Here is a 21,621-nt window from a genome sequence, read left to right on the forward strand (position 1 = left end):
AACCAGCGGGTAACGAAGAGTTATCCACACCGGAATAGATGTACTACGCTGTCTCGGGGTGGGTCAGATTTAGATGAAATCGGTGGGTTAAGACTCGGTGGAAATCAACACCATGTTCCTTTCCTCGTTGTTTTCCTACGCGTTTTGGGTCCTGCGGAACACGACAACGTTCGCTCCCGCCGTCACGTTGTCGAGGCCTGCGGCATCGTTGCCATAGATCCTTGTGAGCGCTTCACGAATCGCTTGCTCCGACGCATCAGGCCGCTCGCTCGCCAAATGAGGACGGCGACCGACCACGCGTGCTGCACCAAACTCGTTGACCTCAACGAAGTCGCCGGGGCACGCTCCAATTGAGGCGAGCGTCTTTACGATTGCATCGCTGAAAGGCGATTTCACCATGCCTGTCGTCGGCGCTGCGACGCCATGTCCGAGCTTGAATACGCCGCTCGGTTCCGGCTTGCCGACGAGAGCCTTCGCCCACTTGAACATCAAACTGAGCTTCATTGCCGTTTTCCGTGTCACTCCTCGACGTCGCCGCTCGTGGACGACAGGCGCAAATGAGGGAAGCGCTCCAGCACGGTGATCTCGTTGATCGCAGCGGGATCTACCGTATATTCCGCTTCGCCAAGCCAATTGCTATGACGCCCTGGGCCAGCGATGATCGCCGACGCATCGACGGTGGCTGAAAGAAGGAGACCGCCGCCTTCGTAGAGGGCGTTTAGCCCGCGGCCAAACCTCGTACCCGTGTCCCTTTGCGAAGTCCAGCATAACCCGATCCGCCCGGCCGTAAAACGCTCAGTGCTTTCGCCCCGAAACAGCGTCATCGAACTGCCCGTGTAAGGCGGAAGAATCGCTCGAAGGAACTCTGATAGCAGGACATCGTTGCCTACGCCCTCGCGTATTCGAGCGCCGTGTGTTACCCAACGAGTATGACAAGCTTCGCGATTCGCCTCATTCTTCTGGCATTCAGCGGCGGTCAGGCGGAAGGCCTCGTGCCATTCCCCACTGGTTATCGGCCGAGACAAGCAGTCAAACATGGCATTGTCGTCAGTCAGGAAGGCTGCAACGATTGGATTTTGCTTCATGCGCCAGGTTTCCGATTCATGCAGAACCGCCCACTCCGGCTTCTAAAAGGCCGAGGGCTTCGACACTCGATTCGAGGTACCCAAAAAGATTCATCGCGATGTACTCGGGCAGTGCATCCGTGCGACATTCGCCGTTGCGAAACGTAGATAAGATCTCGCAGGACTTTGTTCTATCGACAAACCGAAAGTCCAGCACAAACGTGGATTCGCTTGACGCCCCAATCTCATCCTGACTCAAGGTAGGTGCCTCGTCAACGACTGTGTGATAGGGGTGTCGCGCCGGCAAGTCCACTACAAATCTCGGATCCGTGGTTCGCTGCATATCCGATCCGTCCCAATGTGTCTTGCTGTACTTGCTCAAACAAGACAGAAGCTGCAAAAACTTATCGAGTGGCCAGTGCGCAATGCGACGATCCCCGTCAAACATCGCGTACTTGATGCACACCCCGACGATCGAACCTTTCAGCGAGATGAAGCCGGTCTCGAAACTGGAGACGAGGTTGGGTTCGTCGCTAGCGAGGCGTTGTGTTCCGCGCTTTTGGATTTCCATTTCTTGTTTTCCGTTATCCGTGCGGCACCTTGCTCACGCCGAGACGGTAGTTGTTGTCGATCCACAGCCTCGCCCACTCGATGCCGCGCTCGTACGCTTGCCACCGATAGACCCGATTTCCCAGGTCAGTGAAAATGAACCGCTCGCTCCCACGAGAGACGATCACACCCGATGCGAAGAGTCGTTGCTTAGCAAAGCGAGTCGGCGAGGCCTCGATTTGCCAGCCCTCATGCTCCGCGAATCGGCTAATGCGTTTCATTGCTTCGTCCGCTCGTTTTCCGTCGTCTCACTGAAACGATTCGTGGAGCCGCGCTCGAGCGGCGATTTCGTCAGTGGTAAGCTGTCGAACGTCCTGCCCGTCGATCCGCCACTGGGTTTCATCGAAGAGGCGCGCGGTAAGCACGCCTTCACGCCCCAGCACCGCGAAACCTCGCGTTGCCTCTACGACTTCGGCAGCACTCGGATTGACCTCTCGGATCGCGGCATCGGCCTGTTCGATCCACTGTTTGTTTGGCTGTATCAGATTCATGCCGTTTTCCTATTCATCGGCGGCCGCGCGATCGAAAATCTCTTCTTCTATCGCTTGCTCACGCCCCGACAAGCTTGCGCGAGACAGCCCAAAGTGAGAACGATAGTCACGCGCGAGAGTCAGCGCCATCTTCGCTATGCGCCAAGCACGGGATTCAAGTACTAGGAGCCCTTCTTCGGTGCCAGTGTGGTAGCCGTCATTGGCTATTTCATCAATGTTTCGGTTCGCAGCTTCTATCTCGCGCGCTAAATCGCTGTATCGGCTCTCAAAGTCCAATGAGACACTGTCGTCACCAGTGGGGCGGCAGGGAGGAATCTTCGGCAACTGCAAGCTAACCTCGAACTCTTTAGTATTCGCTTTAACGAGGTGATAGCAGTCAATCGCAAAATCTTCCAACTGTTCGGCGTTTTGACGCACACTTCGTACCGCGCGCGCGCGCACTTCCTGATTACCTGTGTCCCCTCTTCCAGCGGTCAATTCGTTAGCGATGAATTGCTCATGCGCTGCTTTGAACTGCTTGAGCAACGCTGCGGTGTATTTGACCATGTCGCGATCAATCTCACGGCTATGGGCTACGCATAGCCAGATACCGTTACTGATGTCTCGCCGCTGTTCTTGCGACATGGAAGCATCGTACCGCCGCCCCCCCGGCGACGCGGCATGAATATGAGCGGCTTCGCCCACGTTTATATGAGCGGTCGGTGACTCATCGCTCGGTCCAGCTGTTATCGCGCGGCAACTCGGCAAGGAGCAACGATATCCCGCACGAAGGCCAAGAGATTTTTTTGTAGCGTCCGAGAATTCGGCCCCTTCTCGATTGTTAGCCACAGTCATATGTTTTCCGACTCAAATTAGCAAGTGAATTTGTGCGTTTCCACGTCGTGGCACTCTTCCTCGTAGGCATGGTCAAGCCACTTCAAGAATGACTGTTTCCCGCCTTCGAGTGCCAACGTCGCGGGCGTTTCCTTCTCGGAAGGAGCAACCGCTTGTCCTTGCGGCGTCATGTCATAGCCAATATCGACATAGTTTTCGTCCTCCCCACGCTTCGTTCCAATCCAGTAGGTAATGCTCACTGCGCGGGGCTCGCCCGTGGCTCCGTCATACCCGATGTCGTCTCCGCCCACGAGTGCCCGGTACTTGAACTTCGCGGGCCGTTTGGCCTGCACATAGACCAGAACTTGCGAAACCGTCGAACCGTCCGCGGTCTTGTGGATGTTCACGGTCTGCGCCCATGCCGCGGCTATATCGGGAGTCAATTCCTTAGCCTTGGCCGGTGCGGTGGTCGCCTGCGCCGTGGTTTGTCCGGTCGCATGGCTTTCCTTGTCGCCGCACGCGGACAGGAAGACCGCTGAAACTGCGACGCAAATGAAGAATGGCTTGCGTTGCATCAGATGTGGGAGAAATTTGCGCAGGTTGGTTTTCCGATCTCAGCAAACCGCATAGGCGTGCAGTGCGTCGCTGGCCGCGCGTTCGTACATCCACGCCTTATCGGGGCCGTCTCCGCACGTTCGGGCAATGACATTGGCTAGATGCGATACTGCACTACGCCCTGGCTCGCCCATTTCGGCCGCCATGAGTTCGACCAGAACTGCGGCGGCCGAATGCTCGTAATCTTGCGAGGGGATCGCGTTGCCGCGCGCATCCCCCGGCTTGTCTGGCTGTTCGCCGCAAGCTACGCAGATTGCCCGCGCTACAGCCTCCCGGGCACGTTTTCGCGGATCATCCACGAGATCTTTCCTGTACAGGGAATTTTGCTCGAACAACGGCCGCGAGCCGTTCATGCGACGCCCTATTGGCCGGAAAATTGCAGCCTGGAGGGGCAATCGCCCCTGCAGCGAAAAATTCACTCACTCCACATGATCGCAGCCGCTCCTTTGCCTTATTGCCCAAGGCAGCGACTATGGCGTTCGGGAACATAGCCAGCTGCGCGTGCAGGAAACGCGCTCCACACTCGCGTACAACACTGATCGGCACCGATCCGCCTTCCTTGCTTGCGGAACATAATACCGAGTCAGTGATCCATGTCCACTGCATCTGGGTATTAAAATCCGTATCTGGCCAGCACGCGTCGAGCAGCTCGCGCACGCGTCGGTGAAACAAATCCTTACCCGTCTCAAAAGCCTCCCAAGCATACCGAGCAGCCGATTCTTGACGCCCACGAGCAGAGCCGTCATCCATATGCGACTCGGAGTGGTGAGGATCACCCGGCTCTGCCATCACGAGCACGAGGCGGACCTCAGCCAGCTCCCCGATTGCTCCACAGTATCCACGCGGCACATGCCCGCGCTCCGGCGCCCAGGAGACCTTGTCTCGGCATCCACCCGCCAACCCCGCACACGGCTCATAAGCGGGCGCCAAGCGGTCTAAGAGATCCGAGGACGGCAGGACGCGGTTGGCACTCAGGGTCGACGGCATATAGATCTTTTCCTTTGTCTAGTTCGTCGCCGGCCGTCACAGAAGCGGGACGTTCAAGCTCGTCCCTTTAATATGCAGTTCGGTACTCCCGTAATCGACGAAGCCGGCGGTCGCATGTTCGAAGCCGTTTTCGCGAAACCAAGCAGCTGCTGCGTCCTGCATGCGGTTCATAAGATCGACGACCTTGTCCCATTCCGATGGACACGGTTGCTCATCGTTAAGGGGAAAGCCGTCTGAAATATTGGCGGCAGCTATCTTCTCCAAAATCTCTCGGGCTCCGTTGCTGTCAACCACGTGCCCGCTCTCTTCGCCGTCGCTCATTCCTTCAATCATTCTTTTCAACGCGACTGGTGCAAGAAAGCGGACAAAATATGCGGGGGGTTCCGTGGTGACGCTGGCCGTCTCGAACTGTGTCAATCCGTCGGCGAATGCAGCGTCAATGGCTGCTTGCCGGGAGGGAAAGCCCGACACCCACTTGCCAGCGGCGTTCTTAAAGACGTATGTCGCTTCCTTCATGGCGTTTTCCTATCGCTTCCAAACCCATATCACAAGGGCGGCAAGTGGACCGCAGTTCACCACTGCCCAAATTGCGACGAACCCCATCTTGCCCCGAAGCGTGCCGCATTCGTTGCGCATCCCGATCACGAGGATTGGCCCGCTGACCAGAATCCAAATCAAAAACGCGGCGATCGGGAGGATCATCGTTTTCCTATTAGAGACCGTATTTCGCCGTCAGCTCCGCGATACGTTGAGTGTCGGCTCGGTGTTTCGCGAGCGCTTCCGGCGAAACTTCATCGAGCCGGACTTTCCCGCATGCGATCGTCGTATCCCATTCGGTCGCACGTTTCACGCGCTGCATCAGTTCGCTCAGCTCTCTGCGCATCGTATCGAACATCGTCTGCTCCTGCTTTTCATGAGCCGGCCGGGCCGGCAAATCTTCCATTGGACCGATACCGGTTGATCAGAGCGGTATGATCGGGATGTTCCAGCCGAGAAACGCTGCCCGGCCGGGCGCCTCCGCAACACCGTGAGGCAGACGATCGTCGAAGATGAACCAGTCACCCGCCTTCGGCTTGTGGCGGACCGTTCCTTGTCGGAAGGTCAGACCGTCGTTATGCAGTACAACCATCAGCACCAGGCCCTCGTCGTCCGTGTGCATGTCTACGGCTGCGGTCGCTACGAACTGTTCATCACGGCCCCGGTAGCCGCTGTCAGCGTGGCAGTAGCCGAGCGCAGCGAGATTCGGAAGCCACGGGGCGCCGTCGCGCTTGGCCCAGGACGGGATTGCGAAGGTCTCGACCTGATCGCTGAAGTCGCTTTCCTCGGCGGCGGTGTAGAACTCGCCAGCCAACTGATCAGAGAGACGAATGACGTGCGCAGGCACTTGGACCGTGCCGAGAACGGCGCCGAGCGGCCGGGTGCCGGTGGAGGAGCGTGCCGGCGGCCTGCGCAGATCGGCGTCAGCGAGTCGCATGGTGTCTTTCCTGTTCGTCATGCACTCAAGCGCAGAACGTGAACTGCAGCGCTGGGTAAGCGGGAGTACACCGCATCGTGGACAAACTCGGCAAAGCGGCGGATATCGCCGTCGAATCGGCCCGTCGCGCTATCTATGGCCCGTTGGAGTGGCGAACCCTTTCCAACGGCCGAGAGATTGCAGCCACTCAGACGATCGAACTCGGCGACCAACTCCGGCGTTCCCGCGGCTTCCATCAAACAGCGCGAGAATGCCGGATCGGTGCACGCTGCCGGGAATGGCAGTCGCACGTCCGGCAGCGACTCCAACTCAGCGATGACTTGTTGCTTGTGCATTTAGCGTTTTTTCCTACTCGATTATCGTCTGCAGCCGAGCGAGCGCATCCTCAACGACCTCCGCCGGGGCGCGCTCGATCTTGCGTGCACCGCGCGCTTCCAGATCGAGCATGCGCACCATGTTCACCAGGGCCACGCCCTGCGTCTCGGTACCCGAACCTGAGAGCGGCACGGCGAATCCTGCGAAGCGCGCAAACTCTCCTCCTTGAGTAATCGGCGCAACGAGCGCTACACCTAACGTATTGAACGCGGCCGGAGACAACACGAGCGCGGGACGGAAATCGCCCTGCTGTTCACGCCCGATGGTCGGGTTCAGGCTCACGCGCACGATGTCGCCCCGCTCAAACTTGACCCGCCTCACCATGCTTCACGCCCCACCGGCATGACCTCGCCCCATGCAGCCATGTCGGCGGGAACAGGAGCTTTCACATCGCATTGAGCGACTAGATCTTCCAGTGCGTACTTGCGGCGTGCAGGGGTCAGCAAAACACCGTCAGGGCGGACGTCCGCGTTAAGAGAGCCGCCCACAGAGGCATGCATCTGCTCAAGCAACACTGCGGGCAGACGAACCGCAGCGCTATTGCCCCATTTCTGAATTTTAAGTTCCATAACACGCTCCAAATGTTGATCCATTGTAGAAACATCTCAGCAAGACGTCAAGGAATTGCGTATCTACTTTGGATCAACATGGTTCACGATGTTGGATACTGCGTCCACACTGACTTATCGACCTGGTGGAGCTAATCTTGAGGGGAATCAGTGGGCGCCCGCGAAGGGCATTGACGCTGCAAACGCTGTCAAATCGCGCTCTCCAGAATGCGGCGGAGAACCGCCCCATCTACCTCGATATAGCGACGCGTATCGTCGATCGACTCGTGGCCAAGCAACAGTTTCACCTGCTCAATCGTCGCACCCCGACCGAGCAACCGGGTTGCGAACGTGCGTCGACCGCTGTGGCTGGACGCCCTGAGCCCAGCGGCTTTGTAGAGGCTCGTCACGTACGCTTGAAGAGAATCCGCCGCCCAGTAGTCCATCGGCTCTCCGTCAGCCGAGATCCGTATCTTGCGATTCAGCGCATACGGATAGCCCTTGCGGCTGAGGATCAGTGGAATGTCAGGATTCAGTCCACGAAAGCGAGACCTGTCTAGAGTGGCCCCCAGCTCGTGCGCGACTCGGTACTCCAGGTACCGCTCAATCGCATCGACCAGCTTGCGGGCAGAAAAATAGACGGCGCGCTGGCGACAGCCCTTGGTAATTGCCGCTCGAAGAGAGACCTCCGTGCGGAGCGCACCACTGCGGAACATGACGTCGGCCACCGTAATTTGGGCGACCTCAGTGATCCGCATGCCGACGCTTAGTCCAAGCAGAAGAATCACGGCGTCGCGCGCCGGATGCCTGCTGGTCGCTTCAGTGACGCGCAATAGATGACGGATCTGGCCGGGCGACAGAACGGCGGCTCGTTTTATGACGTTGGGCATGATGGCTCTCTGAACAAGATGGAAATCGGGATCATTCAGAGAGAAAACCGTGCAGGCTCTTTTTCAAACCTACCACACCGTCCTACAAGGCAACCTCGGAAAATTCGGCGCGGCGCCGACCATCCATTACCATTCCGTCCTATTGCAATTACTCGAAAACGATCGTGACCGCTGAACTACCCGACCTACAGGCTCAACTCCGCGAATTGAATATTCGACTCGCGGACGTGAAGAAGGACGAGAAGCAGGCGTATTTGGCCGGCGTCCAGGAGCGCGTTGCGCTCTACGGCATCACCGAAGATGAACTGCTGCGCGCGGCGGGCCTCCGGAAATCGCGCAAACCCCGGGCTCAAGCGAAGTACTACGACCCCTCTTCTGGTAAGCAGTGGTCCGGATTCGGGCCGCGACCGAAATGGCTGGAAGGTAAAAATCTCGACGACTACCTAATCGAGCGTGCGGCGAAACCGTGGTGGCCCGGAGAGAACGCCTGATGTCTCGTCCCCGCGACGATCTTGCGGGGAAGATGTTCGGCGGTCGGCCGAACGTCGCGACAGCGCTGGGCCCCTGCTCAAAACTTGCGGTACCCTGTCCCGGAACGGTTGCTTATGGGGGACGGCAATGTGCTATTCCGCAAAGATCCAAGCCAACTATCGAGAGTACGTGCGGCGCTATGGTGCCGACATGGACATCGAGACGTTCAGGCGCATCTTCTTCGCGCGCGCATCCGGAGCCGACATCAAGATCCCGAAGGCGGTCGACGCCGCGTTCGCCGGTGTCGACGACGAAATCTCGGCCGCTATCGCCGCGTATCGGAGCCACTGGACACGGAAGCTGGAGACCGATCTGTTCGAGCAGCGAGCGCGGCTCGTCGCGGCCGAGAAAAAGCTCGCCGTGAAGATTACGAAGAAGGCCAGTGAGGACGTCCGGATCGCCACGAACAAGATCGATGCGGCAACGCGCGGGCTCGACGATCTTCGCCGGCAGGACCTGCAGGAGCGTGATTCGCGAATCTTCCCCGGCTGGTATGCGCCCGTGCTGATCGAACTCGACGGCAAGCGTCTGGTCGTGCCGATGCGATACCGATGCAGGCTGCCGGGCTGGACCGAGGCGGACGAGAAGCAGAAGCCGGGAGTTTATAACGCCAGAAAAACAAGCCTCGCCACGGTTTGGCGTCAGGTGTTTGGCTTCACGCACGGCATCGTGCTCGCCGACACGTTCTTCGAGCACGTCGACCGAGACGGGAAGGACGTCATATTGCGTTTCGATCCAACGCCACCGCAGCAGATGCAGCTCGCGTGCTTGTGGACGCGCACCGAGATTCCCGGTGCCGATGACCTCTGGTCGTTTGCGGCGATCACCGACGATCCGCCGCCCGAAGTCGCGGCTGCAGGGCACGACCGGTGTGTGATTCCGCTGAAATCCTCGAACGTCGACGCCTGGCTGGCGCCGGATCCATCCCGGCGTGCGCAGCTGCGCGAGATCCTGGCCGACCACGAGCGGCCGTACTACGAGCACCAGCTCGCAGCGTAAACGCGGGGGTTGGAGGGACGGTTATCTCTGTCATATACTGTACAAATATACAGTATTTTGCGTAACTGACCCCATGCACCCCGCCCTCGCTCATCCAGAAGCAATCCACTCGGGTTTATGGCGAGCCAGCCAACTGGCTCGCTCAAGCATCCGCGGCATCGACACGGGCCATCCGGAACTGACCGCCGAACTGCCCGGCGGCGGCTGGCCGGTCGGCGCGCTGATCGAGCTGCTCGCGCCGCAGCCTGGAATCGGCGAGCTGCGGCTGCTGGCGCCGGTGCTCGCGCGCGCGGCCGGCAAGTCGATCATGCTGATCCAGCCGCCGCATGCGCTGCAACCGCTGGCGCTCGCGTACTGGGGCATCGACCCGTCTGGGTTCGTGACGCTGCCGGCGCCGCGCACGGCTGATGCGCTGTGGGCCGCCGAACAGGCGCTGCGCGCCGGCACATGCGCTGCCGTGCTGCTCTGGCAGCCGCACGTCCGAGCGGACGCATTACGGCGGCTCAATCTGGCCGCGCAGAGCGGCCAAGCGCTTTTCTATCTCTTCCGGCCGGTCGCCGCCTCGCGCGACGCGTCGCCCGCACCCTTGCGGCTCGCGCTGGCGCCCAAGCGCGACGGCATCGACGTCACGTTCGTGAAGCGCCGCGGACCGGCACGCGACACGCCGCTGTTCGTTCCCCTGTCCCCTTCGCCGATTTTGTTGAACCGCCATGCAAGTCTGGATCGGCGTGCATCTGCCGCACCTCAACCTCGAAGTGTTCCGGCCGCGATCGCCGGCGCCGTCGCCTGACGATGTGCGCGGGCTCGTCGTGCTCGAGGGCGGCCGAGTCGTGGCGCTCGATCGCGCCGCGCGTGCACTCGGCGTCGTCGCCGGCATGCGCCGCGGTGGCGTGCTATCGCTCGCGCCGGACGCGCAGATCCGCGAGCGCGACGCCGCGCGCGAGCGCGAGCTCGTGCTCGGCGTTGCCTATGCGCTCCTGCAGTTCACGCCGAACGTCGTCGACGCCGAGGAGGCCGTGGTGGTGCTCGACGTGACGGCGAGCCTGCGCCTCTTCCACGGCATCCGCGCGCTGCGCCAGCGCGTGCGCGACGTGGTCGCGTCGTTCGGTGTCACCGCGGCGATATCCGTGGCGTCGTCGGGCCCGGCCGCGTGGATGGTTGCCCGCGGCCTGCGCGGCGGCCTCGCGCTGTCCGCGCGATCGCTGCGCCGCGCGCTCGCGCGCGTGCCGCTCGTTGTGGCGCCGGACGCCCGGCGCTACGCGAACTGGTTTGAGGATCTCGGCTGCGAAACGCTGGCCGATCTGCAGCGCTTGCCGCGCGCCGGGCTGAAAAAGCGCTGCGGCACGCAGCTGCTCGACTGGCTCGACCGAGTCGCCGGCACCGCGCCGGCCGCCTACGACTGGCTCGAAATGCCGCCGTCGTTCGACACGCGCGTCGAACTGATGGACCGCGTCGAGCACGCCGAGGCGCTGCTGTTCGTCGCGCGCCGGCTGATCCTGCAGCTGACCGGCTGGCTCACCGCGAAGCAGCTGGACGTCGCCGCGTTCGCACTGCTGCTCGAGCACGAGCGCGGTCGGGACGCAATCGCGCCGACCGAGATTGAAATCGCGTTGGGTGCGCCCACTCGTTTCGAGGAACACCTCACGCGGCTGGTCAAGGAACGGCTCGGCCACGTCGAGCTCGCCGGGCCGGTGATTGCGGTGCGCCTGGTTGCTCGCAGCGTGCAGGAAGCGGCCACGCCGAGCGATTCGCTCTTTCCGGAGCCCGGCGGCACGCCGCAGGATCACGCGCGGCTGCTCGAACTGCTGACTGCGCGGCTCGGCGCCGAGAACGTGCTCGTCCCGGCTCCCATGGCCGACTACCGTCCGGAACCGGCCGCACGATGGGTGCCGATGCGCGGCGCGCCGAAGCCGGCGCCGCTGCCGGCGGATCTGCCGCGCCCGGCCTGGTTGCTTGCCAAGCCTGTGCCGCTGCTCACGCGCAAGCATCGGCCGTTCTACGGCACGCCGCTGCGCATGGTATCGCCCGGCGAGCGCATCGAAGGCGGCTGGCAGGACGGGCAGACCGTGACGCGCGACTACTTCGTCGCCGAGGACGACAACGGCGTCTGCTACTGGATCTACAAGGAGCGGCCGACGGCCAGCGACGAGAGCGAAGCGCGCTTCTTCCTGCACGGCCTGTTCGGTTGATCCACCATGAACGCCGGCAATTTCGGCGCCCTGCCCGCCTACGCTGAACTCCAGGTCGCCAGCGACTTCTCCTTCCTGCACGGTGCGTCGCGCGCGGAGGAATACGTGGCGCGCGCGGCGCAGCTCGGGTACAGCGCGATCGCAATCACAGACGAATGCTCGCTCGCGGGCGTCGTGCGCGCGCACGTCGAAGCGAAGGCGGCGAACATGCCGCTGATCATCGGCTCGCACTTCCGGCTGACGGCCGCCGACGGCTGGCCAGCGCTCGCCTTCACTGCGCTGGCGATGAATCGCGACGGTTATGGCAACCTCTGCGAGTTCATTTCGCTCGGTCGCATGCGCAGCAAGAAAGGCAAGTACCGGCTGGCGCCACTCGATCTCGAACACCCGGAAGCGCCGTACACCCACCTCCGCAGCCTGCCCGACTGCATTGCGATCCTGTCGCCCGACTTCCCGGCCAACGAGCAGCGCCTCGACGCGCAGGTCGAATGGTTCGCGCGCGTGTTCGGCGGTCGCGCATGGGTCGCGCTGACCCTGCACGCACGCGCGATGGACGACATCCACCGCGGCGTGGTCGAGCGCGTCGCCGCGCGCCACGGCGTGCCGGTGGTGGCCACCAGCTGGCCGCTCATGCACGTGCGATCGCGCAAACCGCTGCAGGACGTGCTGACGGGGATCCGGGTCGGCCGGCCGGTAACGGAGTGCGGGTACGAACTCGCGCCGAACGCGGAGCGTCACCTGCGATCGCGTCTGCGGCTCGCCAACCTCTATCCCGCCGGCGCGCTCGAGGAAACCGTACGCGTCGCGCGGGGCTGCACGTTCTCGCTCGACGACCTGAAGTACGAGTATCCGGATGAACTGGTACCGGCCGGCACCGACCCGGCGACGTACCTGCGCGAGCAGACCTACATCGGCGCGCGCCGGCGCTTTCCCGCCGGCATCCCAGTGGACGTCCAGGCGCAGATCGAACACGAGCTGCAGCTGATCGCCGACCTGAAATACGAGGCGTATTTCCTGACCGTCTACGACATCGTGCAGTTCGCGCGCGAGCAAGGCATCTTGTGCCAGGGACGCGGCTCGGCTGCGAACTCGTCCGTCTGCTACTGCCTTGGTGTGACCGAGGTCGACCCGTCGCGGCAGTCGATGCTGTTCGAACGGTTCATCTCCAAGGAGCGCAACGAGCCGCCGGACATCGACGTCGATTTTGAGCACCAGCGTCGCGAAGAGGTCATGCAGTACATCTATCGCAAGTACGGCCGCGATCGCGCAGCGCTGACGGCCGCCGTCACGACATACCGGCCGCGCAGCGCGCTGCGCGAAGCCGGCAAGGCGCTCGGCGTGGATCCGGCGATCGTCGATCGCGTCGCGAAGCAGCACCACTGGTTCGATTCGCGCGCGGATCTGCTGCAGCGGTTTGCCGAGGCCGGCCTCGACCCCGACGCGCCGCTGAATCAGCAGTGGGCCGCATTTGCCGCGCAGTTGCTCGGCTATCCCCGTCACCTGTCGCAGCACTCGGGCGGCTTCGTGATCAGCCGCGGCAAACTCACGCGGCTCGTACCGGTCGAGAACGCAGCGATGGAGGATCGCTCGATCATTCAGTGGGACAAGGACGACATCGAGGCGCTCGGCATTCTGAAGATCGACGTCCTGGCGCTCGGCATGCTGTCGATGGTGCGCCGCGCGCTCGACATGATCTCGGAGAAGCGCGGCGAGACATTCGAGTTGCAGGACATCCCGCCCGAGGACAAGGCAACCTACGACATGCTGTGCGACGGCGACAGCATGGGCGTGTTCCAGGTGGAATCTCGCGCGCAGATGTCGATGCTGCCGCGCCTGCGGCCGCAGTGCTTCTACGATCTGGTGATCGAAGTCGCGATCGTGCGGCCGGGCCCGGTGCAAGGCGGAATGGTGCATCCGTTTCTCCGCCGGCGCCAAGGGCTCGAGCCCGTCACCTTTCCGTCGGAAGGCATGGAGAAGGCACTGGCGCGCACGCTCGGCGTGCCGATCTTCCAGGAACAGGTGATGCAGGTCGCGATGCTGGCCGCCGGCTTCTCCGCCGGAGAGGCCGACCAGCTGCGCCGCGCGATGGCGGCATGGAAGCGCAAGGGTGGACTGGAGCCGTACCACGAACGTCTGGTCAGCGGCATGCTCGAGCGCGGCTACGACCGCGAGTTCGCCGAATCGATCTTCGCGCAGATCAAGGGCTTCGGCGAATACGGCTTCCCGGAGAGCCACGCGGCCAGCTTCGCTCTGCTCGTCTACTCGAGCGCATGGCTGCGGCGACACGAACCGGCCGTATTTCTGGCCGCGCTGCTCAACAGCCAGCCGATGGGCTTCTACACGCCGTCACAGTTGCTGCAGGATGCGCGACGCCGCGGCGTTGAAGTGCTGCCGGTCGACGTCAATGTGAGCACATGGGATTCTGCGATCGAAGGGCCGACGACATCGGCGCCCGTGCGCCTCGGCTTCTCGCTGCTGCGCGGCATGCGCGAGGACGTCGCCGGCCGCATCGAACTCGCGCGCGCAGCGCGACCATTCGTCGACGTCGCGGACCTCGCGCGCCGCGCGCGGCTCGATCGGCACGACCTGCAGGTGCTCGCGCGCGCGAACGCCCTTCGCTCACTCGCCGGCGGCAACCGACGCGCGGCGCTTTGGCTCGCGGCCGCTGCCGTGCCTGATCGAGATCTGCTACGCGGCACCGAACGCGACGACGCGGTGCCGGCGTTGCCTCAAGCATCGGAGGGTCACGAGATCGTGACGGACTATCGCGCGATGGGATTCACGCTCGGCCGACATCCGCTGGCGCTGCTGCGCGATCGCCTCGCACTCGATCGCCTGCAGTCGGCCGAGCAACTGGCGACGTTGCGCAGCGGCCAGCTCGCGCGCGCGTGCGGAGTGGTCACGGTACGGCAGCGGCCGGGCACGGCGAACGGGGTGTTGTTCATGACGCTCGAAGACGAGACGGGCCAAGTCAACGTAATCCTCTGGCCCGGTCTGTTGGAGAAGTTTCGGAAGGAAGCGCTCGGCGCCGCGTTGCTCGCGGTCTACGGCGTGTGGCAGGCCGAAGGCAAAGTGCGCCATCTGATTGCGAGCAAACTCGTTGACCGGACCGAGCTGCTCGGGGCATTGCCAACAACTGCGCGGGAGTTCTGCTGACTATCGTCGAGGGGGTTGAGCGTCAATCGAATCACATTTGAGCGAGACGCTCTACCACCTTGCATCCCATCAGTACGGAGGAGTTCCGCTCGCCTCGTACCGTAAGCGCTTCCATTGCTGCTTTGCACTGATGCGCTCAAGAATTGCGCACGACGGGCACCAGTGCCCTCCATTCCTCACACTTGCCGGCCGCGCCTGCCAGACGTGGCCGCGGTGGCACTGCCACGTCAGTTTAGTTTCTTTATCGACATACTCGGTCGACAAACATACGCCGCCTCGCTGCGCCGCCAGCGTGCGCATGTCTTCGATCGTCAGCCGGCGAGCGTCCACCGCGCAGCGCCTGCACCAAGTGCCATTAAGCACGTTCTGCCCCGAGGTTTGCCACTCATGGCCTACCGCGCACCGGAAGCGATACTTTGCCGCCTGCCCTCGATAGTCCGAAGTCAGGCACTCCCCATTGCGATTCCGTGCAGCCGCCTGGAGTCGTAGCAAGCCATCCGGATCAGTTTGGGCCTCCGCGCGCGCCGAGCGGGCGCATGTCAGACACCACCTCCCGCGCATGACCTCATGCCCTTCTGCTTTCCAACGGTGTCCGTGTGCACATTCGAATGGATACCGGTCGCGACCAATCGTGTACCGTTTGGCGAGACACTTTCCACCTTGGGCCTCCGCGATTGCCTGCAACTGGGCGAGGCCATCGGCCTTGCGCTGGCGTTGTGCGGAGGCTTCGTGGGCGCAGGCCGGACACCAACTCCCCTCGCTGACTTTCCGGCCTTGTACCTCCCATACATGTCCGGCATGGCACCGAAGCCGATATCGTGACTGCAAACCGGTGAAGGGACCGTTCAGTAATTCCCCGCCTCGCTCGGCAACCGTCGTGAGCCATCGGTCGCGCAAGGCATCGGCTTCGCACGAGGCACAGACTACCCGCGTCGCTTCTCGATACAGCAGCGGCGAGGCCGATCGCTCAAAACGATGTCCGTTCTCGCAGGCAAACCAGTAACGAGCCTGATAGCCGACCCATTCTTCCGACAGGCATTGCCATCCTAAGCTCGCGGCGACTTGCTTTAATTTTTCGAGTCCGGACGGCTCGCTAGTGGTTGTCATTGCCGCACCTCGTTCAGTTGACTTCCCGGTAAAGGCGAGCATTCGTCAGATTCGGCGAACCGACCCAGCTTGTCCCACGCCTGAAGATAGCGGTATTTCGGAACGCCTGCGACGAGCGCATCCATCCTCAGGAGCAACTGTTCGATCGGCCCCAACCGATCGGTCGGCAGACTCCATTCCAGCTCACTCGTCGCAGAGTCGATACTCTGTTGCAGGAGCGCTTCGGCCGCGAGAAAAAGTGCCAAGTCACTGTCAGAAACATCGGGCTCAACAATAAAGTAGCCGAGGTACAGCACCCGCAGCAACGCAATCATCGTCTCCGACGTGCCATGCCCGCTTCGGATAGTCGCAAGCGCGAGATGATTCTCTAGCGAAATGGCGCGGACATGGGCGGCCGACAGAGGAAGTAACTCTGCCTTCGTTCTCACCCGACGCGCCGAGCGTTGATGCGGCATAAATTTTCGATCGTTTATTGTTGAATCGTCGCGCCCTTCATCAGGCCACCGACGAACTGCGCGCTTGCTTTCTCAAGCGCCAACGCTTGCAGCTGCTGGCGAATCGTCGCCTGAGCCTGATTGAAGGACGGCACTTGGGTCGGTCGCTTCGCATCGAGCTTCACGATTGCGCGTGTCCCATCGACCGGGATCGATTCTGGCGTAACCGCGCCGGCAGGAAGTTTTTCGAGCGCCTGCGCGATTGCGGCCGGCAGACCAGACGTTTTGCCCTCCGTTGCCGGCGTCTTGAAGCTCACCCACGGCAGTTCACCGCCGGCATCGCGACTCGACGCGATGCTGTATTGTCGCGCGAGGCTATCAAACGATTTGCCCGCTTTGAGTTCGCTCAGCACCGTCGCGGCCGTCGCTGCATCGCGGACCACGATCAAGCGAGGTTTGTACTCGTCCTTTCCAAGCGAGGCCACGATCTCGTCGTAGCGCGCCTTGACCTGCGCATCCGTGACCGGCTCCGGCTTCACGTTGTCCTTCAGATACAGCTGCGTCTCGGCATTCGCCTTTGCCACCTGCATTGCAGTCTGGACCTCCGGCTTGCTGCCGTAGCCGGCCTTCTCGGCGGCCTGCTGGATCAGCACGCGCGCGATCAGCTGATTCTTGATCGCCTGGCGTACCTGCGGCGTATCCGGCTGGCGCGAGGCCCGTAGCACCGCATCGACTTCCGCCTGCGTGATCGCGGTGCCGTTAACGGTTGCTACGGTGCCGGCCGGCGACGTCGACGAAGCAGGTGTTTGAGCTTGCGCGACGCAGGCGATGCCGAGGTAAAGCGCCGACGCGGCGATAAAGGTTTTCCAGTTCGAGTGGCTCATCTACATTGTCCAGTTCAAAGTGCCAAGTACAAGGGTCGCCTTCGGGCCGAGGGCGGCCGGCTGCGCCAGTGCGCGTCCGACCGTGAGCTCGCCCGAGAGCATCTGTTTGTGCCACTGCCATTGCGCGCGTAGCCCCGCGCCCGCACCGGCCAGTGTCGAAAAACCCGGGAAAGAGACGAGGCTGGCTTTGCCCGCGTCGACGAACACATATGGTTCGATTCGTCCGTCCCTCCATGCCGGCGCATTCACCCACGCCAGCTCGTTGCGCGAATAGAAACCGCGATCGCCAGCGATCTCCCCGGAGCGGAAGCCGCGAATCGTATCCATGCCGCCGAGGTACAACTGCTCCGACCCGAACAGTGCCATGTTCGTATATTGCCCGCCCAGCACGCCCCGATAGGCGACCAGCGCAGGACCGATCTTCGGCAGCGGCAGCGTGAACGCGGCCGTCGCATCCACCTTCGTGAACTGGCTGTGCGCTTCGTCGCGCGTGATGCCGTGTGGATCGTGATTCGCGCCGAACCACGGCAGTCCTTGCGACAGCCCGCCGTTGATCGTGAAATTGCCCTGTGCGTCGTTCATTACGAATTTGTGCAGCCAGTTTCCAGCCAGCCGTAGCACGGCCACGCGCTGCGGATCCAGGTCGATGCCATTGACCTCGCGGTCGGTGCGGCGCCAGGACACGGTGGCATCCACGCTCGTGATGTCGCTCACGCTACGGCTCACTAGGTAATTCCAGCCGAAGATATGCGACAGCGTGCGGCCGTACTCGAGCGCGGTCGTGCCGATCACCTGCTGGTATTCCGAATCGGAAATCGTATAGCTGAACGTATGGCGGCCGAACGGCACCGCGAACGAACCGACGATCGCATTGCTGTCGAGGCTGTCGAGAAAATTGACGCTCAACGACTCTTGCAGGCCGAGCAGGTTGTCGGCCTCGACGCCGGCGCGATAGCGCGTCACGCCCGTGGCCGAGCTACCGTAGTTGTCGACGCCCAACGTGTAGTACAGACGATCGCCGGGCTTGTTGCCGATGTCGACGATTGATTCGCCCGGATTCTGGCCGGGCAGGATCTGCACCGTGGCCTGATTGCGGCGCAGGCGGTTGATCTGCGCGACGCCCTGGTCGATGTCGGGCAGGCGCAGCGGATCGCCGGACGATACCGGAAATGCGTTCTCGTAGCCTGCGTCCGTGAGCCAGCCGCCGCCGGCCGACGCTTCGCCCGCCTTGAGCCGGTGAATCGGCTTGCCGTTAACTGTGAATGCTTCGATCGTGCCGACCTGAATCGTGATCTTCAGCGTGCCGCTGGCCAGATTCTGCGGGCCGAGCAGCGCGCGCGTCGTCACCAGACCGTTTGCGACGAATACGTCCGTGATGCGTTTGAGCAGCACGTTGATGCGGTGTGAGCCGAGCTCGTGGCTCGCGAACGGTTCGACAATCGCGTCGAGCTGCTGGGCCGAGATCCCGCGAGGCGGCTTGAACGGCTTGCCGTCGGGCGCTTGCAGCACGATCTGCTTCACGGTAAAGGTCGGTCCTGTCTCGACGATCGCATCGACCGGCGTGTCCACCGGGATGTCGAGCGTCGTCTCCGGCGTCGGGGCGACCGTAATCGACGCCGGCGGCTGGTCGAGTTGCCGCTGGCGCGCCTGTTCCCGCTGCTGCTCGATGATCAGTTGTGCCGGATCCTGCACGGGACGGCCGACTGGCGGCGTTTGTGCGTGCGTCGGTACATGGAATGCAGCAAGGCTCGCGACCAGCAGTGGCAGCTTGAGTCGGGGGAATGCGCGTCGTTTCATCGTTGTTGTGCGTGCAGGTGCCCGAGCGTTGGCGCTGCGGTGCTCATGATGTCGCGCTTCACTGCGGCTAGCGTGAGCACGAAAGCGATGAACACGACGACAGCGACCCCCAGTCGATTTTTTGTTTGATAGTTCATCCGTTACCGCCACCACCACGTCGTCAGGCCCAGATGCTGATCGCTCTGGACGGGCGTGCGCGACGGCGCGCGTACGGTCGTGATGCCGCCGGCCGCCGTGACACCCTTCCCGCCGTTGAACGAGCCACCCTCGATCACGCCGTCACCGGTCAGCGTCACGCTGCCGTTCGCGGTGAAGCCGCCGCCGATATCCATCGCGATGATCTGCGCCCACGTGCTCCCGAAAAATGCCTTGAAGCCGCAGTGCTGGTTGATCGCCGAGTAACCCGTCACGCCCTGGGCGTACGTGACCTGTGCGTCAACCTTGATGTCGCCGTTCGCGAAGACGTTGCCGCCGACGTTGCGGGCGACCGTGCCGGCCTTGATGCCGATGTTGCCGCCTGCCTGGATCGTGCCGCCATATGGTGTGACGTTGCTCGATGCATCGGCGTGGCAGAAGATCCAGCAGCTGCGCGTATAGCTCGCCTGGCCCGTGAATACAGCGGCGTTCGTGAAGGCGTTTTGTGCCGTGATGTTGACGTCGCCGTCGTTCGATTGAACGATCCCGCCGGAATTTGTGAAGTTGCGGCTGGTGATCGTCACAGGGCCGTGCACAGCGGCGATATAGGCAAGCTGATCCGGGTTTCCGACCGTCCCGTAATCGACGTTAAACCCGCTCGTCGTATGCGTGAAGAATAGGAAGCTGCCGCCGCGATCGGAATACGCGGTGGGCTGGCCACCGTTCGCGCCGCCCGTATGGTCGATGATGTTCTGCACGTCGCCGGCCGCGGTGAGGCTCACCGCGCCGTTCGACAGGATGCGAGCGTTGTCATTGATGATGTTGCCGCCGGCCGTCAACTTCGTCTGGCCATTGGCCGCAAACATGATCCCGAGGTTGTTCGCGCTCGAGCGATTCGTGATGTCGCCGGCGGCAGTGAGGACAACGTCGCCGCCGGTCGTCGTGCCGTCGCTTGCTGTCGTGCCCGCCTGAATCACGCTGCCGGTGTTCGTGATCGCGCCGCTGCTCGCCAGATTGACCGTGTTGCCGGCGCTTAAGGTCGTCGGGCCCGTCGCGTCGTCAGACAGCGCGATATCGCCGGCCTGAACGTTCACATTGTTCGCGGCGCTGACTTGCGCACCCTGCAACGAGACGGTCCCAGGCGTTGTGAGTGCGAGATCGCGCTCGGCCTTCACGGAGCCGTCTGCAATCGCAATATCGCCGGTCGCCGTGACGACGACGTCGCCGGCGTTCGCATAGATCTTGCCGAGGCTGTGCACGCCCGCGCCCTGGTCGGTGACGATCAGCTGCACGCGGCCCGCCGTCAGGCCACCGGCCGCCGTGATGTCGACCGCGACGGCGTTGCTTTTGGTGCCCGGCGACGACGTACCGATCAGCCAGTCGTGGCCGTTGTCGGACGGCGAGAAGCTCGTGTCATAGGTTGCAGTGCTGTCGCCGGCGATCGCGCGGATGCCGCTCGTCGAGCTGGTGAAATCGTTGGTCACCGGCCCGTTGATGCTCAACTGCTTGGCGATCAGGTCGAGGTTCACTAGCGTGCCGGAAAGCCCACCGGGACCGATCGTGATTGCGCCGCGGTCGGTCGTCAGCACGACGTTGCGCTGTACGACGCCCGGCGCGAGCGTGAGATCGGTAAAACCGACCTGTCCCGTTGAAAGCACGACGTGGCCCGTGTTCGTGAAGCTGCCTCCGTCGACCGTCACCCCGTTTGGATTCGCCAGGATCACATTCGCGCGCGGACCGAGCACGTTGATGTTGCCCTGGATCAGCGACGGGTTCGTGCTCGTGACCTGGTTGACGATCGTGCGCGCGTTAATGCCTACGTTGTTCAGGTCGGCGCCGGCTTTCGAAACGTTGAAGGACGAGTAGGTGTTGTTCGAAACGCCACCGACGGCGGGAGCAATGTTGACGGTCTGGCGACCTACGGCATTCGTAGTAACAGCCGTTGTAGTCGCCCCATCCGCGACAATGCCTGCTGCTCGAGGCGAAGAAACTACACCTGCCCACATCAACGCGAGACTGAGTTGCAGCAATTTGATTCGCACGTGTTCCCCGCCTCGCATCTCGTCACCCTTCGCCAGTTCAAAAGTTCATTAGCTACACGCCCGGAAGGCATTCATCAACGCCACGCCGAGATCAGGACTGTCGAGATCACATTCAACCGTCTGCTCTGGCAGGCCTGTGCCACCGCCGTTCTCATAATTCGACGACGGCTCCATCCTGACACGCGAGCCTTCACAATTTATGCCTACCGCTTTCGCTCCTTTCGCTAGCGTTTTCCAGCTTTTTACGCCAGCAGCTTCCAACATCGGCTTTTGAATATCCTTCCATTCATTTTGTGCCGGATGGCGAACCCCATCTTTGGAGTTGGCCAGCGCTTCCTTCAAACTAGCGGTCAGCTTCTCGACATCGTTCTCGTCAACAACAAAGACAGGACCTACACCAATCCATACGCCCGACGTAGTCTTGGAATACCCGTCGATCAATATCTTCCCTTTTCTGAGAATGGCTGTTGCTCGTTTCATG

General features: G+C 62.2%; 26 protein-coding genes. 6 read left to right on the top strand and 20 right to left on the bottom strand.

Annotated elements, in window-relative coordinates; all coding sequences use genetic code 11:
* Positions 1–135 precede the first annotated feature (135 nt).
* The 9 genes from FFS49_RS29165 to FFS49_RS29210 form a co-directional block, all read right to left on the bottom strand.
* Positions 136–504: a hypothetical protein gene (locus tag FFS49_RS29165; protein WP_105816789.1), complete on the bottom strand. Its 369-nt coding sequence runs from the start codon at positions 502–504 to the stop codon at positions 136–138.
* Between the two features lie 14 nt (positions 505–518).
* Positions 519–1,085, bottom strand: coding sequence for a hypothetical protein (locus FFS49_RS29170; RefSeq protein WP_105816788.1), 567 nt, complete (start codon positions 1,083–1,085; stop codon positions 519–521).
* Positions 1,086–1,101: 16 nt separating this feature from the next.
* Positions 1,102–1,635: a hypothetical protein gene (locus FFS49_RS29175; protein WP_060091278.1), complete on the bottom strand. Its 534-nt coding sequence runs from the start codon at positions 1,633–1,635 to the stop codon at positions 1,102–1,104.
* Positions 1,636–1,648: 13 nt separating this feature from the next.
* A complete protein-coding gene (locus tag FFS49_RS29180; protein ID WP_060091280.1) occupies positions 1,649–1,894 on the bottom strand; it encodes a hypothetical protein in 246 nt (81 codons plus the stop codon).
* A gap of 27 nt (positions 1,895–1,921) precedes the next feature.
* The gene (locus FFS49_RS29185) at positions 1,922–2,164 is read right to left on the bottom strand and encodes a hypothetical protein (RefSeq protein WP_060091282.1); all 243 of its coding nucleotides are present in this window, start codon (positions 2,162–2,164) and stop codon (positions 1,922–1,924) included.
* 9 nt (positions 2,165–2,173) lie between these two features.
* On the bottom strand, positions 2,174–2,788 hold the full coding sequence (locus tag FFS49_RS29190) for a hypothetical protein (RefSeq protein ID WP_137910121.1): 615 nt from the start codon (positions 2,786–2,788) through the stop codon (positions 2,174–2,176).
* A 227-nt stretch (positions 2,789–3,015) separates the two neighbouring features.
* Entirely contained in the window at positions 3,016–3,552 is a 537-nt protein-coding gene (locus FFS49_RS29195) for a hypothetical protein (protein WP_060091286.1), read from the bottom strand.
* A gap of 39 nt (positions 3,553–3,591) precedes the next feature.
* On the bottom strand, positions 3,592–4,011 hold the full coding sequence (locus FFS49_RS29200; RefSeq protein ID WP_226285506.1) for a hypothetical protein: 420 nt from the start codon (positions 4,009–4,011) through the stop codon (positions 3,592–3,594).
* 604 nt (positions 4,012–4,615) lie between these two features.
* Positions 4,616–5,095, bottom strand: coding sequence for a hypothetical protein (locus FFS49_RS29210; RefSeq protein ID WP_060091289.1), 480 nt, complete (start codon positions 5,093–5,095; stop codon positions 4,616–4,618).
* Here FFS49_RS29210 and FFS49_RS42140 point away from each other — a divergent pair.
* Positions 5,094–5,540 (top strand): hypothetical protein, encoded by a 447-nt coding sequence (locus FFS49_RS42140; RefSeq protein WP_155632561.1) that lies wholly within the window; start codon positions 5,094–5,096, stop codon positions 5,538–5,540. The genes FFS49_RS29210 and FFS49_RS42140 overlap by 2 nt on opposite strands.
* Here FFS49_RS42140 and FFS49_RS29220 read toward each other — a convergent pair whose 3' ends face one another.
* The 5 genes from FFS49_RS29220 to FFS49_RS29240 form a co-directional block, all read right to left on the bottom strand.
* Positions 5,541–6,053, bottom strand: coding sequence for a hypothetical protein (locus FFS49_RS29220; protein ID WP_060091384.1), 513 nt, complete (start codon positions 6,051–6,053; stop codon positions 5,541–5,543).
* A gap of 17 nt (positions 6,054–6,070) precedes the next feature.
* On the bottom strand, positions 6,071–6,388 hold the full coding sequence (locus tag FFS49_RS29225; protein ID WP_060091291.1) for a hypothetical protein: 318 nt from the start codon (positions 6,386–6,388) through the stop codon (positions 6,071–6,073).
* A gap of 13 nt (positions 6,389–6,401) precedes the next feature.
* On the bottom strand, positions 6,402–6,752 hold the full coding sequence (locus FFS49_RS29230; protein WP_060091294.1) for a type II toxin-antitoxin system ChpB family toxin: 351 nt from the start codon (positions 6,750–6,752) through the stop codon (positions 6,402–6,404).
* A complete protein-coding gene (locus FFS49_RS29235) occupies positions 6,746–6,997 on the bottom strand; it encodes an AbrB/MazE/SpoVT family DNA-binding domain-containing protein (RefSeq protein WP_081071022.1) in 252 nt (83 codons plus the stop codon). The genes FFS49_RS29230 and FFS49_RS29235 overlap by 7 nt, the downstream gene beginning before the upstream one ends.
* A 188-nt stretch (positions 6,998–7,185) precedes the next feature.
* A complete protein-coding gene (locus tag FFS49_RS29240) occupies positions 7,186–7,866 on the bottom strand; it encodes a site-specific integrase (protein ID WP_060091296.1) in 681 nt (226 codons plus the stop codon).
* Between the two features lie 164 nt (positions 7,867–8,030).
* Here FFS49_RS29240 and FFS49_RS29245 point away from each other — a divergent pair, with 164 nt between their 5' ends.
* From FFS49_RS29245 to FFS49_RS29265, 5 genes are all read left to right on the top strand, one after another.
* Entirely contained in the window at positions 8,031–8,357 is a 327-nt protein-coding gene (locus FFS49_RS29245; RefSeq protein ID WP_081071013.1) for an H-NS histone family protein, read from the top strand.
* A 127-nt stretch (positions 8,358–8,484) separates the two neighbouring features.
* Positions 8,485–9,396 carry an SOS response-associated peptidase family protein gene (locus FFS49_RS29250; RefSeq protein WP_060091298.1) on the top strand — a complete coding sequence of 304 codons (912 nt, stop codon included), beginning with the start codon at positions 8,485–8,487 and terminating at the stop codon, positions 9,394–9,396.
* A gap of 73 nt (positions 9,397–9,469) precedes the next feature.
* A complete protein-coding gene (gene imuA, locus FFS49_RS29255) occupies positions 9,470–10,186 on the top strand; it encodes a translesion DNA synthesis-associated protein ImuA (RefSeq protein ID WP_060091300.1) in 717 nt (238 codons plus the stop codon).
* On the top strand, positions 10,107–11,585 hold the full coding sequence (locus FFS49_RS29260) for a DNA polymerase Y family protein (RefSeq protein WP_171026854.1): 1,479 nt from the start codon (positions 10,107–10,109) through the stop codon (positions 11,583–11,585). The genes imuA and FFS49_RS29260 overlap by 80 nt, the downstream gene beginning before the upstream one ends.
* A 6-nt stretch (positions 11,586–11,591) precedes the next feature.
* Positions 11,592–14,741, top strand: a complete 3,150-nt coding sequence (locus FFS49_RS29265) for an error-prone DNA polymerase (RefSeq protein WP_060091303.1) — start codon at positions 11,592–11,594, stop codon at positions 14,739–14,741.
* A 1,103-nt stretch (positions 14,742–15,844) separates the two neighbouring features.
* Here the strand turns inward: FFS49_RS29265 and FFS49_RS29275 are convergent.
* Genes FFS49_RS29275 through FFS49_RS29295 form a run of 6 tightly spaced genes read right to left on the bottom strand, consistent with a single transcriptional unit; the run spans position 15,845 to position 21,620 of the window.
* Positions 15,845–16,303, bottom strand: coding sequence for a hypothetical protein (locus FFS49_RS29275; RefSeq protein WP_060091305.1), 459 nt, complete (start codon positions 16,301–16,303; stop codon positions 15,845–15,847).
* 14 nt (positions 16,304–16,317) lie between these two features.
* Complete coding sequence (locus FFS49_RS29280; protein WP_105816786.1) at positions 16,318–17,166, bottom strand: peptidyl-prolyl cis-trans isomerase; 849 nt, start codon at positions 17,164–17,166, stop codon at positions 16,318–16,320.
* Positions 17,167–18,963: a ShlB/FhaC/HecB family hemolysin secretion/activation protein gene (locus FFS49_RS29285; protein WP_226285505.1), complete on the bottom strand. Its 1,797-nt coding sequence runs from the start codon at positions 18,961–18,963 to the stop codon at positions 17,167–17,169.
* Positions 18,960–19,100, bottom strand: a complete 141-nt coding sequence (locus FFS49_RS42145) for a hypothetical protein (protein ID WP_171026855.1) — start codon at positions 19,098–19,100, stop codon at positions 18,960–18,962. Before FFS49_RS42145 ends, FFS49_RS29285 begins: the two co-directional genes overlap by 4 nt.
* A gap of 3 nt (positions 19,101–19,103) precedes the next feature.
* Positions 19,104–21,140 carry a filamentous hemagglutinin N-terminal domain-containing protein gene (locus FFS49_RS29290; RefSeq protein ID WP_105816791.1) on the bottom strand — a complete coding sequence of 679 codons (2,037 nt, stop codon included), beginning with the start codon at positions 21,138–21,140 and terminating at the stop codon, positions 19,104–19,106.
* Between the two features lie 48 nt (positions 21,141–21,188).
* Complete coding sequence (locus tag FFS49_RS29295) at positions 21,189–21,620, bottom strand: hypothetical protein (protein WP_137910122.1); 432 nt, start codon at positions 21,618–21,620, stop codon at positions 21,189–21,191.
* Position 21,621: the final 1 nt, after the last annotated feature.

The sequence above is a fragment of the Burkholderia sp. 4NA327C6 genome, assembly GCF_005502655.1.
Lineage (GTDB): Bacteria > Pseudomonadota > Gammaproteobacteria > Burkholderiales > Burkholderiaceae > Burkholderia > Burkholderia contaminans.

What these genes read in the sequence shown, in the direction of transcription:
- FFS49_RS29240 (WP_060091296.1), bottom strand. Translation starts at nt 7,866, where the DNA reads ATGCCCAACGTCATAAAACGAGCCGCCGTTCTGTCGCCCGGCCAGATC.
- FFS49_RS29190 (WP_137910121.1), bottom strand. Translation starts at nt 2,788, where the DNA reads ATGTCGCAAGAACAGCGGCGAGACATCAGTAACGGTATCTGGCTATGC.
- FFS49_RS29235 (WP_081071022.1), bottom strand. Translation starts at nt 6,997, where the DNA reads ATGGAACTTAAAATTCAGAAATGGGGCAATAGCGCTGCGGTTCGTCTG.
- FFS49_RS29220 (WP_060091384.1), bottom strand. Translation starts at nt 6,053, where the DNA reads ATGCGACTCGCTGACGCCGATCTGCGCAGGCCGCCGGCACGCTCCTCC.
- FFS49_RS29175 (WP_060091278.1), bottom strand. Translation starts at nt 1,635, where the DNA reads ATGGAAATCCAAAAGCGCGGAACACAACGCCTCGCTAGCGACGAACCC.
- imuA (WP_060091300.1), top strand. Translation starts at nt 9,470, where the DNA reads ATGCACCCCGCCCTCGCTCATCCAGAAGCAATCCACTCGGGTTTATGG.
- FFS49_RS29185 (WP_060091282.1), bottom strand. Translation starts at nt 2,164, where the DNA reads ATGAATCTGATACAGCCAAACAAACAGTGGATCGAACAGGCCGATGCC.
- FFS49_RS29180 (WP_060091280.1), bottom strand. Translation starts at nt 1,894, where the DNA reads ATGAAACGCATTAGCCGATTCGCGGAGCATGAGGGCTGGCAAATCGAG.
- FFS49_RS29195 (WP_060091286.1), bottom strand. Translation starts at nt 3,552, where the DNA reads ATGCAACGCAAGCCATTCTTCATTTGCGTCGCAGTTTCAGCGGTCTTC.
- FFS49_RS42145 (WP_171026855.1), bottom strand. Translation starts at nt 19,100, where the DNA reads ATGAACTATCAAACAAAAAATCGACTGGGGGTCGCTGTCGTCGTGTTC.
- FFS49_RS42140 (WP_155632561.1), top strand. Translation starts at nt 5,094, where the DNA reads ATGGCGTTTTCCTATCGCTTCCAAACCCATATCACAAGGGCGGCAAGT.
- FFS49_RS29260 (WP_171026854.1), top strand. Translation starts at nt 10,107, where the DNA reads ATGCAAGTCTGGATCGGCGTGCATCTGCCGCACCTCAACCTCGAAGTG.
- FFS49_RS29250 (WP_060091298.1), top strand. Translation starts at nt 8,485, where the DNA reads ATGTGCTATTCCGCAAAGATCCAAGCCAACTATCGAGAGTACGTGCGG.
- FFS49_RS29285 (WP_226285505.1), bottom strand. Translation starts at nt 18,963, where the DNA reads ATGAAACGACGCGCATTCCCCCGACTCAAGCTGCCACTGCTGGTCGCG.
- FFS49_RS29275 (WP_060091305.1), bottom strand. Translation starts at nt 16,303, where the DNA reads ATGCCGCATCAACGCTCGGCGCGTCGGGTGAGAACGAAGGCAGAGTTA.
- FFS49_RS29170 (WP_105816788.1), bottom strand. Translation starts at nt 1,085, where the DNA reads ATGAAGCAAAATCCAATCGTTGCAGCCTTCCTGACTGACGACAATGCC.
- FFS49_RS29165 (WP_105816789.1), bottom strand. Translation starts at nt 504, where the DNA reads ATGAAGCTCAGTTTGATGTTCAAGTGGGCGAAGGCTCTCGTCGGCAAG.
- FFS49_RS29265 (WP_060091303.1), top strand. Translation starts at nt 11,592, where the DNA reads ATGAACGCCGGCAATTTCGGCGCCCTGCCCGCCTACGCTGAACTCCAG.
- FFS49_RS29225 (WP_060091291.1), bottom strand. Translation starts at nt 6,388, where the DNA reads ATGCACAAGCAACAAGTCATCGCTGAGTTGGAGTCGCTGCCGGACGTG.
- FFS49_RS29210 (WP_060091289.1), bottom strand. Translation starts at nt 5,095, where the DNA reads ATGAAGGAAGCGACATACGTCTTTAAGAACGCCGCTGGCAAGTGGGTG.
- FFS49_RS29230 (WP_060091294.1), bottom strand. Translation starts at nt 6,752, where the DNA reads ATGGTGAGGCGGGTCAAGTTTGAGCGGGGCGACATCGTGCGCGTGAGC.
- FFS49_RS29295 (WP_137910122.1), bottom strand. Translation starts at nt 21,620, where the DNA reads ATGAAACGAGCAACAGCCATTCTCAGAAAAGGGAAGATATTGATCGAC.
- FFS49_RS29280 (WP_105816786.1), bottom strand. Translation starts at nt 17,166, where the DNA reads ATGAGCCACTCGAACTGGAAAACCTTTATCGCCGCGTCGGCGCTTTAC.